The organism is Kitasatospora sp. NPDC056531, assembly GCF_042794375.1.
Taxonomy (GTDB): domain Bacteria; phylum Actinomycetota; class Actinomycetes; order Streptomycetales; family Streptomycetaceae; genus Kitasatospora.
This window is the reverse complement of the sequence record NZ_JBHTTU010000076.1, coordinates 1-13,651: the sequence shown is the minus strand read 5'-3', so window position 1 is coordinate 13,651 and position 13,651 is coordinate 1. Positions and strand designations below refer to the sequence as shown.

The 13,651-nt window shown below is 69.7% G+C and carries 11 protein-coding genes and 5 pseudogenes; 11 read left to right on the top strand and 5 right to left on the bottom strand.

The features are described from left to right. On the bottom strand, positions 1 to 808 hold an 808-nt coding region (locus ACFQ87_RS35620; protein WP_380615061.1), incomplete at its 3' end, for a hypothetical protein. 200 nt (positions 809 to 1,008) lie between these two features. Between ACFQ87_RS35620 and ACFQ87_RS35615 the strand changes: the two genes are divergently transcribed. The 5 genes and pseudogenes from ACFQ87_RS35615 to ACFQ87_RS35595 form a co-directional block, all read left to right on the top strand. Then, the gene (locus ACFQ87_RS35615) at positions 1,009 to 1,950 is read left to right on the top strand and encodes an ABC transporter ATP-binding protein (RefSeq protein WP_380615060.1); all 942 of its coding nucleotides are present in this window, start codon (positions 1,009 to 1,011) and stop codon (positions 1,948 to 1,950) included. Between the two features lie 4 nt (positions 1,951 to 1,954). Further along, entirely contained in the window at positions 1,955 to 2,764 is an 810-nt protein-coding gene (locus ACFQ87_RS35610; RefSeq protein WP_380615059.1) for an ABC transporter permease, read from the top strand. A gap of 21 nt (positions 2,765 to 2,785) precedes the next feature. Continuing rightward, a complete protein-coding gene (locus ACFQ87_RS35605; RefSeq protein ID WP_380615058.1) occupies positions 2,786 to 4,000 on the top strand; it encodes a YcaO-like family protein in 1,215 nt (404 codons plus the stop codon). Next, complete coding sequence (locus tag ACFQ87_RS35600; protein ID WP_380615057.1) at positions 4,000 to 5,325, top strand: TfuA-like protein; 1,326 nt, start codon at positions 4,000 to 4,002, stop codon at positions 5,323 to 5,325. The genes ACFQ87_RS35605 and ACFQ87_RS35600 overlap by 1 nt, the downstream gene beginning before the upstream one ends. Positions 5,326 to 5,600: 275 nt before the next feature. Beyond that, a pseudogene (locus ACFQ87_RS35595) lies at positions 5,601 to 6,194 on the top strand (serine/threonine-protein kinase); the annotation flags it as partial. Between the two features lie 227 nt (positions 6,195 to 6,421). On the opposite strand, the gene ACFQ87_RS35590 reads toward ACFQ87_RS35595, so the two are convergent. Further along, on the bottom strand, positions 6,422 to 6,976 hold the full coding sequence (locus tag ACFQ87_RS35590; RefSeq protein WP_380615080.1) for a hypothetical protein: 555 nt from the start codon (positions 6,974 to 6,976) through the stop codon (positions 6,422 to 6,424). Positions 6,977 to 7,097: 121 nt separating this feature from the next. Here ACFQ87_RS35590 and ACFQ87_RS35585 point away from each other — a divergent pair. The 6 genes and pseudogenes from ACFQ87_RS35585 to ACFQ87_RS35560 form a co-directional block, all read left to right on the top strand. After that, positions 7,098 to 7,217, top strand: a pseudogene (locus ACFQ87_RS35585) (IS256 family transposase); the annotation flags it as partial. A 106-nt stretch (positions 7,218 to 7,323) separates the two neighbouring features. Then, positions 7,324 to 8,316 (top strand): hypothetical protein, encoded by a 993-nt coding sequence (locus ACFQ87_RS35580; RefSeq protein ID WP_380615056.1) that lies wholly within the window; start codon positions 7,324 to 7,326, stop codon positions 8,314 to 8,316. Between the two features lie 81 nt (positions 8,317 to 8,397). After that, positions 8,398 to 8,568 (top strand): annotated as a pseudogene (locus ACFQ87_RS35575) (helix-turn-helix domain-containing protein); the annotation flags it as partial. 7 nt (positions 8,569 to 8,575) lie between these two features. After that, on the top strand, positions 8,576 to 8,719 hold the full coding sequence (locus tag ACFQ87_RS35570) for a hypothetical protein (RefSeq protein ID WP_380615079.1): 144 nt from the start codon (positions 8,576 to 8,578) through the stop codon (positions 8,717 to 8,719). A 554-nt stretch (positions 8,720 to 9,273) separates the two neighbouring features. Continuing rightward, entirely contained in the window at positions 9,274 to 10,659 is a 1,386-nt protein-coding gene (locus ACFQ87_RS35565) for a hypothetical protein (RefSeq protein ID WP_380615055.1), read from the top strand. A gap of 229 nt (positions 10,660 to 10,888) precedes the next feature. Then, positions 10,889 to 11,059 (top strand): annotated as a pseudogene (locus tag ACFQ87_RS35560) (transposase); the annotation flags it as partial. Positions 11,060 to 11,513: 454 nt separating this feature from the next. Here the strand turns inward: ACFQ87_RS35560 and ACFQ87_RS35555 are convergent. From ACFQ87_RS35555 to ACFQ87_RS35545, 3 genes and pseudogenes are all read right to left on the bottom strand, one after another. Continuing rightward, complete coding sequence (locus ACFQ87_RS35555; RefSeq protein ID WP_380615054.1) at positions 11,514 to 12,392, bottom strand: ABC transporter substrate-binding protein; 879 nt, start codon at positions 12,390 to 12,392, stop codon at positions 11,514 to 11,516. Between the two features lie 104 nt (positions 12,393 to 12,496). Further along, positions 12,497 to 13,252, bottom strand: a complete 756-nt coding sequence (locus ACFQ87_RS35550) for an SDR family NAD(P)-dependent oxidoreductase (RefSeq protein WP_380615053.1) — start codon at positions 13,250 to 13,252, stop codon at positions 12,497 to 12,499. Between the two features lie 165 nt (positions 13,253 to 13,417). Continuing rightward, positions 13,418 to 13,651: pseudogene (locus tag ACFQ87_RS35545) on the bottom strand (NADP-dependent oxidoreductase); the annotation flags it as partial.

Sequence of the window (13,651 nt, the reverse complement as noted above, 5' to 3'; positions counted from 1 at the left end):
ACGCGGCGCACAGAGCGCGCACCGCGTCGGCGGCGGCCGGCGGGCACGCGACCCGCCGCACCGTGACGCTGCCGGGCTCCGTCATCGGGCTCGACGGATCCGGCTTGTCGACCTCGAAGGCGCAGATCCCACCGCCGAGGTGGTACACCCGCAGCTCCCGGGCGCCGCCCAGGTACTCCTGGACGACGACCGGATGACCGAGGACCGGATCATCGGCGACCGGACGGCCCTCCGCCACCGCGTCCGGACCGATGACCGACGGCAGCCACCTCGACCAGTTCCGCCGATCCGGCTCGAACAGCCGGAAGTCCTGGGTCTTGACGATCACACTCGGCGTGCCCACTCCGCGCGTGCCCGTCGGGACGTGGTTGGTGACGACCGTGCGGGGAGTTCGCACGCCCAGCCGCCGGGCCCGCGCCAGCTGGCCCGGCCCGATGAGGGTGCTGCCGGGCAGGGCGGCGGTCGCCGTCGACGCCACCTGCTGGAGGAACCCGGACCACGCAGCCGCCTGCAGCGGCGTCACCGAGCCCGCCGGTTCGGCCTGCGCCACCAGCGCGCAGGCCGCCGCGTGACGGACCCAGACGACCGCCGGCCTGACCCGTTGACCGGCGACGTCCAGCAGGCCGGTGTCCACGTCGAGCGCCATGGGCGTCGAGCGGAGGTCGGTCTGCCGGATCAGTATCGTCGGCGTTTCCAGCGGCCCCGTCAATATCTCGCGCACGATCTCCAATTCGCGGCCGCCCGCGCAATTCACCAGCACCACGGCGGCCTTTCCGTCGTGGTTCCCCGCATGTCCTGAACGGCTCACGCCAGGAATGCTAGCCACTTGGGCCGGGCGCGCCGCGGCAGATCGGCGGCAGCTCCAAGGCAGCTTCCGCACCGGCCGGTTGCGTGCGCTCCGATCGGCGTAGGGTCCACCGGGAACACCTCGGCCGACCAGCCCGAATGAGATCGACAAGAGCTCCGGAAGAGATCGAGCGCGATGTGAGGAATGCGAAGGGAGGGATCGTGGCGAATGATGTGGTGCACGCCGAAGAACTGACCAAGCGCTACCGGGGGAAAACGACACCGGCCGTCGACGGTATATCGTTCGACATCGCCGAGGGCGAGACCATCGGGCTGCTGGGCCCCAACGGTGCCGGAAAGACGACCCTGATGAAGATGATCTGCGGCGTCACCCCTCCCACCACCGGGAAGATCCGGGTCTTCGGCGCGGACCCGACTCGCGACCCGGTCGCCGCCAAGAGCGGCATCGGCGCGATGCACCAGTCCGCCCCGTACGACGAGATGCTCTCGGCGCTGGACAACCTGCAGATCGCCGCCCGCTTCCGGGGCCTGTCCTGGCGTGCCGCCCGGCCCTGGGCGCTGGAGGTGGCGGAGTTCCTCGGTCTGAAGGACGCGCTCTCGCAGCTCGTCTTCCAGCTGTCCGGCGGACAGCGCCAACGCCTGCAACTCGTACGGGCGTTGCTGACCATTCCGGCGCTCCTGATCCTCGACGAGCCCTCCGCCGGGCTGGACGTGGCCGGCCGGCACCAGATCGAGCGCTTCGTGCGGTGGCTGCGCGAGGAGAACGGCATGACCGTGATCTGGACCAGTCACATCATCGAGGAACTGGAGCGCAACGCTCAGCGCGTCCTGGTCGTCAACCGGGGCAAGGTCGTCCGCTTCGCCCAACCGAGCGAACTCGTCCGGGAGTTCGGCGCCGCACACGTGCTGGTGAAGGTGGACGACGCGGTCGGCGCGAAGGTCGTCAAGGAGTGGGCCGACGCCGCCGGACTCACCGCCGCCGTCGACGACACCGAGGTGCGCATCGAGAACGCGCAGGTCCGGGACGTGCTGCCGCCGCTGTCCAGACACTGCCAGGACTCCGGAGTGGCCGTCTCGGGAGTCTCCACCGTCACAGACTCACTGGAGCAGGTGTTCCTGCGCATGACCGGGAGCGAGGGCTGACACCGTGACCGTGCCCGTATTCGAGAACACCGCACCGGTCGCGACGAGGAGGACGGCCGACTTCACCGCGGTGTTCTACCGCGAGTACGCGCTCCTCGCCCGCAACCGGGTCAACCTCGTCCTCGGCCTGACCCCGATGCTCGTCTACCTGCTGCTGGTCAACACGTCGCTCGGCAACGTCGTCGGGGACATCACCTACCGCGGCGACCGGCTCCCGTTCTCCGTCTTCCTCCTGCCCATGGTGCTGGCGATGTCGGTGGTCAGCGCCTCCGGGACGACCGGCATGGCGATGTTCCAGGAGGAGATGAGCGGCGTGTCGACCCAGCTGTGGAGCTGGCCGCTGCGCCGGTCGCGCTTCCTGGCCGGCAAACTGCTCGCCGGGGTCACGCTGGTGCTGGCGCAGAGCCTGCTGGCCCTGGTCGTCGCCGCGATCCTCTTCGACTACCCGTTCGGCGTCGCTCAGTGGACCTGGCTGCTGGTGGCGCTGGTGCTGTCCTCGGTGGCCTTCAACGGGCTCTACCTGGCGGCGGCGATCCTGATCAGCGACTACCGCACCTTCATGGTGCTCACCAGCGTGTCCGTCCCGGTCCTGGTGTTCTCCGCCCCGTCGCTGTCCACCACGCAGCAGCTCCCCGAGGTGCTCCGCTGGATCTCCACGGTGAACCCGGTGACGTACGCGGTCAACGGGATGCGCGACGCCGCGATCTTCGGCCTCGGGAAGGCCTGGCCCGCGCTGGTGGTGCTGGCCGCCGTCGCCCTCGTCGCCAACGCCGTCGCCGGCCGGGCGCTGCTGCGCCGTACCCAGAACCTCTGACCCGCAGGGAGTCCCGTCACCGTGCAGAACGACGACGCAGCCGCCGCCATCGCGCGGACCGACGACCCGTCCCCGTACTGGGCGGCCTCGCAGCAGGACCGGGCGGTACTCAGGCTGCCGGGGACGAACCGGGCCCGGCCCCCGGAGGACACCTGGGCGATGGCACGCCGGGCGGCTGAGCAGGTGGGCGTCACCCGGATCGCCGACATCACCCGGCTCGACACCATCGGCATCCCGACCTTCCAGGCCATCCGGCCGCTGTCCCGCACCCTCGCCGTGTCCCAGGGCAAAGGGGTGACGGCTGAGCTGGCCCGGCTGTCGGCGGTGATGGAGTCCGTCGAGACCTGGCACGTCGAGCAGCCCGTGGAATCCGTCCTGACGGCCGCTCCCCGTGACGTCGGAAGGGAACTGGGCAGGGAACTGGGCTACGACGTCACCGCGCTGGCGCCCTCGGAGCCGAGCGTGTTGCACGACGGCCTGCCCCTGGAGTGGACGGCGGCCAGATCGCTGGTCGACGGCGCGCCGACCCTCGTTCCCGTGGACGTCGTGCGGCTCACCCTGGTGGAGCACGCGGGCTGGAACCCGCCGGCCTTCTTCGAGTCGACCAACGGTCTGGCCAGTGGCAACACCCTGGTGGAGGCCGCGCTCCACGCGCTCTGCGAGGTGATCGAGCGGGACGCGATGACGGCGGCTGTGAAGGCGGGCGGCGAGCTGGGCGTGCGCGTCGACCCGAGGACGTCCGGCTCGGCGGTGGCCGAGGAGCTGTGCTCGCTGATCGAACGCGCCGGCGTCACCCTGGAAGTCCGCCTGGTGCCGTCGCCCACCGGCCTGCCCTGCTTCCTCTCCTGGGTGGCCTGCCACGACTACCCGGCCGCGATGTTCGGCTTCGGCTGCCACGTCAACCCCTCGATCGCGCTGACCCGCGCCGTCACCGAAGCGGCGCAGGCCCGGCTCGCGTACATCTCCGGAGCCAGGGATGACCTCCAGGACGACTTCGACCAGGTGGACGTCGGCCGGCTGAGCCGCGACCGGGGCCCGGCCGCCGACCTCGGCGACCTGATCGACCGGCCCGCGGAACGCGACGGCCTGGTCGACGACCTCCGGTACGTCGTCCAGCGGGCGGCCCAAGCCTTCTCCAACCCGCCCCTCCTGGTCGACCTGACCAGGGAGGAGATCGGGGTCCCCGTCGTCAAGGTCGTGGCGCCCGGAAGCCGCGTCTGTCCGGAGGTGTTGTAGTGAGCGCATCCAGGGTGGTGGTCTACACCGGGCCGACACTGTCCGCGGCCGAGGTCCACGCGGTGCTCCCGGAGGCCGAGGTGCGCCCGCCCGCCGGGCGCGGCGACCTCCTCGCGGACCACTGGAACCCGGGCGACGTCGCCGTCATCATCGACGGCTACTTCCGCGAACGCCGGTCCGTCGGCCACAAGGAGATCCTCCAGGTGATCACCGAGGGCGCCCACGTCCTCGGCGCCGCGAGCATGGGCGCGCTGCGGGCCGCCGAACTGGCCCCGTGCGGCATGCGGGGCATCGGCACCGTCTACGAGATGTACGCCTCCGGCGAGATCGACGGGGACGACGAGGTGGGCGTCCTGCACGGGCCCGCCGCGGTCGGGTACCCGGCGCAGACCGTGGCGTTGGTGAACCTCCGCCACGGCTGCCGGGAGGGCGCCGAGACGGATCTCGTTCCCGAGGCGGCCGGGCGGCGGATCGTGGCGGCCGCCAAGGCCCTGCCGTTCACCCACCGGGGCTGGAAGGACCTCGAACGGGCCGTGGGGGAGGAGGACCACGACGCGCTGCGGACGCTGGAGGAGATGATCGGCTCTGGCGTCTGGGACCTCAAACGCAATGACGCGGTGTCGGCACTGCGCGCGATCCGCAGCGGTGGCACCACGGCACCCGGCCCGGCCGCCACGGAGGTGCCCGTCACCGGGATCAGCCGCACCCAGGCCCTGGCCCGTCGGACCCGGCGGGAGCACGCCCCCGGCCGGTGGATGTCCGACCTCGACGTCCTGGACGCGGTCCGGCTGTTCGAGGACGACTACCCGGGGCTGCACGAGGAGGTCCTCAGCGGTCTGCTCGACGACCTCGCCCGCGGCGAGGGCACGACCGCCGAGGCCTACGCGCGGGCCCGGCTGGGACTCGACGACCACGCGCCGCTGCCCCCGGCGCTCACCCGCTGGTTCACGGCATCGGAAGCGGACGGGCTCACCGCCGCGGACCGGAACCGGCTCCTCATGGTGCGGGTCTGGCCGGTATGGCAGTCGGTCGACTGGCGGCCGGCGGCCCTGGCACGGCTGCGCGCCGACGAACGCTGGGACGAATGGTGCGACCTGGTCGCCCGCGCGGACGCGGCCGCCGAGGAGGCCCGACACCGCCTCGTCGTCCCGCCGCCGGCGATGTGCGCCACGCTCTTCCTCCGCCACTGGCGCCGGCCCGGCACCTCACCGGAGGTCGAAACGGCCCGCCGGGGCTTCTCCGGCCCGGACGAACTAGGCCACGCGGTCCGGCGGTTCTTCGCGTACGACGTCCGCCGTGCCCGGGAGAAGGCCGCCACGCGCTGAGCGGGCGCTCCTCCAGGCCCGTCAGGCAACCGACTCCGCAGATCACGGACTGTCCGGCCGATCACCGCCAAGAGTTTGCGCCAGACGCCGCGACGGAGGCGTGGTGAGTACCTTCCCGGTCGCCTTCTGGACCGTATCGCCGCCGAAGCGACCGGATCTCCGACTGATCTGGCGAAGCGTCAGGTATCCGTCCTGCCCTCGGTGGGGCGAACGCGACCCACGGTCGAGTCGTGAGGTATCCCGGGCCCGGGGCGGGAAGACGAGGGGAGCGCTTCATGTCGATGGCGGCATATCGGTTTCCTGCGCTGCAGTCGTACGATCCGGACAGGCTCGGGGGCTTCCGGCTGGTGGCTCGGCTGGGCGAGGGCGGCATGGGGCAGGTGTTCCTCGCCCTTTCCCCCGGCGGGCAGCCGGCGGCTGTGAAGGTGATCCGCAGCGAGTTCGCCATGGACGCGGAGTTCGGGCAGCGGTTCGCGCGCGAGGTGGGCGCCACGCCAAAGGGACGCGGCGTCCACCCCCCCCCTTTTCTGGACGCCGACCCCCGAGCCGAGCGGCCATGGCTGGCCACGACGTACGTGGCCGGGCCGTCTCTGCGGGACCTGGTGGTTGACCACGGACACCTGCCGACCGGTCAGGTGACACTGCTGGCCTGGGGCATCGCCCAAGCCCTCGCCGACATCCACGCCGCGAAGGTAGTGCACCCGGACCTCAAGCCCGGAAACATCATCCTGGACGAGAGCGGTCCGAAGGTCATCGACTTCGGCATCGTCAAATCCCTGGCACAGTCGGTGACCTACAGCAGCCACTCCACCCGGATCGGCACCCCGCTGTACATGTCGCCCGAGCAGGCCGCAGGCCGCACCGTGGGCGCGCCCTCCGATGCCGGGCTGCTGGAGCCGCACACCGCGCGGGTGACGGCCGCGCTCCACCGGTACGCCGGCAGCCTGTACCGGGGCCCGGCCTGCCCTGACCGTTCCGTGCGGTGCTCAGCCGCCACCGGGCGCGGGCCGTGCAGCACCACTCCCACTGGGCAATCGCGTCGCGCACGTTCGGATCGTCGACCACGCAACAGTGCGGCACTCTGGCGAACTCGCTCTCACACGGAGCCGTGCTTCGCCATCAGGATGGCGAAGAGCGCCGGCAGGATTCCGATGGCGGCGACGACCATCAGGCAGCCGGAGGGGGCGGCGTTCCGAACACCGGAACCGGCGATCTCGGAAAGGCTCACAGCCTTACCGCCGTTGGGCGGCTCAATGCCGTCGACAAGGAAGAGGAACGCCAGCTCGACGGCATCCCTACGCACCTGCTCCGGATCGTGAGGCGTCGGGTAGTCGTCCATGCTCCGGATCCGATGCTCCCAGATCCTGGCGTACTCGGGATTCTTCATGAAGTGCACCGCGATGCCGACCTTCAACCGGACGCCCAGCGTCTCCCTGACGTGGGGGTGGCTTGCTGCCATGCCCTTCTTGAGCCAGTCCTGAGCCGACCACAGTTCGTCGCGGGCGGCATGGATGCTGGCGAGGACGAGCATCGCGTCCGCGAAGCCGGCATCGGCGGCCCTCCGATACCAGGTTATGGCGTTGTCCCAGTCGTCGAGACGCGCATACTCGACCGCTTTCTCGAACATCTGCGAAGGGAGCTCGTCAGACATCCACGCCTCTTCTCGGTCTGAGATGACAGCAATCTGACAGTACCCTCAGGGATCTGATGGCATGTCAGATCGCTCCAATCCGAGCCGGGTCGAGGTCGACCGCCCCTTGCTCACTACCAAATTGGAGTTCTACGACTACCCGGCGGAGCACTGGATCCATCTGCGGACCACCAACCCGATCGAGTCGACCTTCGCCACCGTCCGGCTCCGCGCGCAAGTCACCAAGGGCGCTGGAGCCCGCTTCGAGCGCGGAGGCCTGATGGAGCCTGACCGAGCGGCTGCACAATTGTCACGATGCGCGGAAATCGATGGTCTCTCCGATGCCGGCCAGGCGATACTGGCCCGCCATGACGAGCGATGAATACTCGGCCGGTCCGGCGTTGCGCCGAGTTCTGGCTAAGGCAGGTGGACCGGAACTGCTGGACCTGCTGGCCGAGGGGCTGACCGGGACGGACCTGACCACGCTGCTCCTGGAAGTCTTCCGACGCCGCGCCGATCGGCTCACCCCGGCCGAGGTGATGCGGCGCTATCGCACCGACCGGTTCGTGACCCCGGCCCCGACAGGGTTCGCGCAACTACGACGAGCCGAAGACCTCCTGCTCTCGGCGCTGCCGGATGACTTCCAGATGCTCACCCTGGCTCCGCTCGTACCCCTGGCGGCGCATACGGCGGTCGCGACCGTCGACCCGCGCAAGGTCGTCGCCACCGTTCGTGGCAGCGAGGTCGCAGCCGACCCGACCAATGCCCTGGCCCTGGAGGCAGCCCAGCGGAGATCCCAGGCCCTCGCCGCCGATCCCCGCTCGGCCGTGCCGGTCCGGATGGCCGCCAGCCAACGAGTCGTGCGTGCCCAGCACTTCGACGCGCCCGGCATGCTCGCCCACTTCCAACTGTTCGCCCTGGTGACAGCCGGCCGGGACACCGGCAGCCGGACCTTCGAGCAACAGCACCTGGTCGAGCACCTACATTTCGCCGTCCGGGCGATGGCACGTGCTGGACTGCGCCAGACCGAGATCCGCATCACCTGCCTCGACGAGTCCGCCGCTCCGATCCTGGCCCGCACACGTACAGAGCTGGCCGGAACACCGGGCATCGACATCATCGACGATCCCAACCGGGTGACCGGACGCGGCTACTACACCGACCTGTGCTACAAGATCTACGCAACCGTCCACGGCCGGCAACTGGAGATCGCGGACGGCGGGTTCGTCGACTGGACCCAGCGCCTCACCGGAAGCCGCAAAGAACGCCTCCTGATCAGCGGATTCGGCGCCGACCGACTCGCCACAACGCTGACGCCACCCACCGACACCGAACCATCGCCTCCGCGCCAGACCAGCTAGTGCCGCATCAGGCGACGTTCGCCCCGTCGATGTCTTGTCCGGTTGCTGCGTCGGGCGGCACTGGGCGGTCAGAATGATCACGTGGCTGAACGCGTGCAGGTTCGTGAGATCGATGACGACGAGGGCAGACGGCTGCTGCGGATCGTCCGCCGGGGCACTGGGTCGGTGGTGACCTGGCGGCGGGCCCAGATGGTGCTGCTGTCCGCCCAGCGCACGCCGGTGGCGAAGATCGCCGAGGTGACGTTCACCAGCCGCCGCCTTGCGTTACTTCGCTCTCGACGGCACCGACCACGCCAGCCACAAAGAGCAGGGCAGCATGATCCGTCGCTTCATCATCTGGCGAAACAAGCACGCCGCGGACGAACGCCTACGCGAAGTCGTCACCGGGGCGAACGTTGCCTGATGTGGCAATAGCAGAACGGGTGCGTCTACGCGAGATCGATGTGAGTTCTCGAATGCCCGTCATGTAGGCAGCGCCATACGGCTGAGCCGCACCCGACACGGCACCGATCACCACGGCGTCGGGCGGACGAGGTGGATAACTGGATTTTGCCACACCCTCAGATGAGTCGCCTGCCCTCATACTGTGGCCTGGAAGCGTTTCCGGTGTACCCGGGGCGCCGGGAGGTCGCGACAGCCGCCGCAAGCGGGTGAGGGTTGCCTCGGACGATGCCGTCACCAGACGGCCGATCGGGTTGGCTCACCGACCCGCTCGGAGGATTGATGCACGTATGCCGTGCCTTGCGTTCGATCGTCGCCGTCACCTCGATGGGAGCGGCGCTGGTGGCCTCCCCAGCGTGGTCCACCACGCTCGCTGCCAGAGCCGTACTCGAGCCGGCCGTCCACGGGCAGGCTTCTCGGTCCGCTGACTCCGGACCCGCGGTGCACCATGACACCTCGCCACCGTTGCGTGAACTGTCGCAGAGATCCGGAGAGCGCCGGTCCACCCCCAGCGTCATGCCTCCCGGAGAGGTGCCGCACCGGCCCCTCACCAAGGACGCCCGTCCGGATCAGGTGGTGCAGGACCGCGACGGCAGCCGGGACCAGATCCAGTCGGGCGTCAGTTTCGATGGCATCCGGGAAGCCGGGGGCGTCCCGCCTGACCCCAACGCCTCGGTAGGCTCCAGCCAGATCGTGGAGATCACCAACTACGACCTCGCGGTGTACTCCAAGACCGGTGCCACGCTACTGGGGCCACTGACGACCCAAACCCTGTTCAGCGGGTTCGGCGGACCGTGCGAGACCTCTCAGAACGCCGACATCGGGGATCCCGTAGTCCGCTGGGACTCCCTGGCCCACCGCTGGATCATCAACCAGTTCGCCCTCGACGAGACGGGCAACACGAATCGACTGTGCGTGGCCGTCTCCAGCACCGAAGACGCCACCGGCGAGTACTACCGGTACGACTTCGGGTATCAGCACTTCATCGACCACCCGAAGGTCTCGGTGTGGCCGGACGCCTACTACGCGGCTTTCACCGGGGGGGCGTTCTTCGAGGCGTGCGCCTGGGACCGGAACAGGATGCTGCGCGGAGCCGACGCCGACCAGCAGTGCTACACCATCCCGTCACCGACCATCCCGCTCGGCTCGGACCTCGACGGCACGACCCCACCCCCGCAGGGCGAGCCCAACCTGCTGATGGCCCTCAACCCGGCCTACGACAGCCTGCAGTACTGGCGATTCCACGTCGACTGGGCAGACCAGAGCCGCACCACCGTCACGGGCCCAGGGGAGCTGCGGGTGGCCCCCTACACCCCGGCCTGCGAGAGTACCGATCCCACCCGATGCGTCCCCCAGGCCGGTACCACCCAGAAACTGGACTCGCTCTCCTACTCCGCCATGTACCGGCTCGCCTACCGCAACTTCGGCGACCACCAGTCCCTGGTCGTCAACCACGCGGTCGACGCGCCCGGCGGCGTGGGGGTGCGCTGGTACGAACTGCGGCTGCACCACGGCCGACCGGTCGTCCATCAGCAGAGCACCTACGCTCCGGGACCCGCGTACCGGTGGATGGGCTCCGCAGCCCAGGACAAGGAGGGAGACATCGCCCTGGGATACTCGTCGTCGTCCTCCCAGGACCATCCCTCGATCCGCGTCACCGGACGCCTGGCGCACGACCCGCGGAACGTGATGACATTCCGAGAGACCACCGTGTGGACCGGCACAGGCTCCCAGACCGGGAGCAACCGCTGGGGTGACTACACCTCCATGGCGATCGACCCTATGGACGACTGTACGTTCTGGTACACCAACCAGTACCAACCGGCCGATGGCACCGGAAACTGGAACACCCGTATCGCCTCCTTCCAGCTCTCCGACTGCTGCGACCACCACCGCCACTGACACCCTCGGCGGACGGCACACAGCCGTCCGCCCCGGCCCCCATCGGGAGATGACAACCGCCACAGGCCCGAACCTCAGCGGCGATCTCGGCGGCAACCAGCTCCTGGGCCGGGGCGATGCCGATCGCGGTCAGCAGGTCCTGCTGGTCCAGCTCCAGGCCGGGCCAGCAGGCTCGCTGCGCCTGGACCCAGCGGCCGAGTTGCTCGCCTTCGAACACGACGTCGGCGGGCACCGCGTTGAGGCCCGGTTCACCGCCCTGCGCTGCTTCGCCCTGAACAGCACCGATCGCGCCGGCCGCAAGGAGCAGGGCAGCATGATCCGCCGCTGCATCATCTGGCGGAACAAGCACGCTGTCGGCGAACGGCTACGAGATGTGGTCGACAGGGCGAACGTTGCCTGATGCGGCACTAGTACTACAGCAACGCTTCTCCATTTCCGCTGGTCAACGGCTTGGGAGTGGGGAGTGTAGTGATGTGGAACCGGGTGTGGGACGGTCTTTCGCGAATCGTCCCACCAACGGGTGGCCACGCCGCATGTAGTGACAGGGCTCCGCGGGCAGTGCGCCGATGTGGGTGAGCATGCATCAGCAAACGTGTGGGATCACGAACTCGGTGGTCTTCTCCTGCGGATTGGAGCCCGGTTCACACGCGTGGAGCCCCGGCATCGTGTGCGGGACTACATGCGGGGACTCCTGGGCCAGGTCGGCCGCAAGAACAGCCGGCAACTTGCCGAACATGCAGGGCATGCCACCCCCGACGGCCTTCAGCGGCTGCTGTCCCGCTGCCGCTGGGACGCGGATGCGATCCGTAGTGGGATACTGCCCGCGCTTTGTCGGCGCCGGTGTCGCCGGGTTTCTAGGGGGTGGTGGTTGCGGTGCGGTAGAACTCGGCTGCGGTAACGGTGGCGGGGACGCTGAGTTCGGCGGCGACCGAGGTGATCGCGCTGTCGCCGACGGCGGGGTCGGCTTGGCCGTCGGTGGTGAAGTACGGTGCGATGAACCTCTCGTAGTGGGCGCGGACTTCGTCCTCGGTCTGTCCGCCGAGGAACGTCCGCATGTGCCGCACCGTGGTGTCGGGTTCGTTGTGGATCACCTGCAGGGCGCGCCGGTGGGCTCGTACGACCGCCTGGACTGCGGGGTCCTCCGGGTCGGTGTAGGTGGGGTCGACGGCCACGCCTACGGTGGGGATCTGGAAGTGGTCGCCGACAAAGGCCAGCACCTGCCAGCCGTGCTCGGTGGCCACCGCCTCCGGTGCCATGGTGCTGCCGACCAGGGCGGCGTCGGTCCTGCCGTCGTGCAGCCAGCGCAGGTCCATGCCGTAGTCGCCGGGCGGACGGACGATGGTGTGGATGTCGTGGTCCGGGTCGAGGCCGGCCTGGCGCAGCACGATCCGGGCGAAGCACCCGGGTGCGGTGTAGGGGGCGTGTACCGCCAGCCGTCGGCCGGCCAGGTCGGCCAGGGAGGTCAGGCCGGGACGGGCGAGGAACCAGAACAGCGGGCGGTGGGTGTTGACATCGAGTGCGACCCACGGGGTGCCGTCGGCCAGTCGGGACAGCAGTGCCCGGCCGAGCCCGATGGTGGCGCTGTGGCGCAGGCGCTCCTCGTCCCAGGTGCAGCCGTCGCGCAGTGCGACGTGGACGCCCTCGTCGGCGTAGAAGTCCTCCTGGTCGGCGATGTAGGCGGTCAGTTCCTCGTGCAGGCCCCGCCCGACGTAGGCGAGATCGATCGTGTACATGAGGCTCTTCCTTGATCGTGTCATCGCCGCGCCGTACCGCGCGGGCGCGGTACGGCGCGGAGTCTGGTGCCGAGGTGACGGGGTGGCGTTTACCGGTCGGGCTGTCAGTCCATCGACATTCCGCCGTTGACCGCGGCCGTGGTGCCGGTCATGAAGGCGTTGTCCTCGCCGGCGTAGAAGGCGACGGCTTGGGCGACGTCGGCCGGTCGTGCCAAGCGGCCCATGGGGGTGAGGGCCACCTGCCGCTGCTTGATCCTCTCGTCGAGTGCGGACCCCATGCGAGTGTCCTCCACCGGGCCGGCTGCGACGATGTTGACCGTGATGCCCTGCGGGCCCAGTTCCTGGGCGAGGTAGCGGGCGAACTGCTCCAGGGCGGCCTTGGCCGCGCCCAGTGCGATCATGCCCTGGCGGGGTCGGCGGCTGAGGCCGGTGCTGATGTAGATGATGCGTCCCCAGCCCTGTTCGCTCATGGCGGGCAAGACGGCTTTGGTAACCGCGAACGCCGCATGCATCTCGGCGTCGATCTTGCCGCCCAGTTCTTCCCACGTCATGTCCTGGAACGACTTGACCGCATACGGGATGAGCGCGTTGTGCACGAGCACGTCGATGCCGCCCCAGGCCGCCTGGACCCGCTCGACCATGCTGTCGATCGCCGCCGGCTCGCGCACGTCGGCCTGCACGGCCATGGCCTGGCCGCCTGCCGCCTCGATGTCGGCCACGGCCTCCTCGGCCGCCTCGGTGTTGCGGAGGTAGTTGACCACCACGCGCATCCCTCGCGCGGCCAGAAGGCGCGCGGTGGCCGCGCCGATTCCGCTGCTGGCCCCTGTCACCAGCGCGACTCTGCCGGTTGCCCCGGTCACGGGCCCACCTCCTGTTCGTCGTCGTGGGCCGTCGGAATGACCGCCCGGAGTCCTTCGCCGTCGGTGCCGGGGTCTGCTGAGCGGAAACAGCAACGCGAGTACGGCGCGGGCTTCGGGCCGTGAAGGCAGCCCGGGGAGCCAGGTGTCCGCGCGCCCTGCCGCCGGTTATCCGCCGTCCATGACCCGGATGATGGTCTTGCCACGGGTGTGGCGGCCGGGGGCGAACGCGGCGGGTGCCTCGGCCAGCGCCTTGACCTCGCCGACGATCGGCTTGAGCCGCCCGTCCCTGAGCCGCTGGACCAGGTCCGCGAGCCGGGAACGATCCGGTTCGACGACGAAGAAGACGGCCCGGCCGTCCCGCGGACGGACCTCGGGCGGCGAGGCGATGGTGACCAGCGT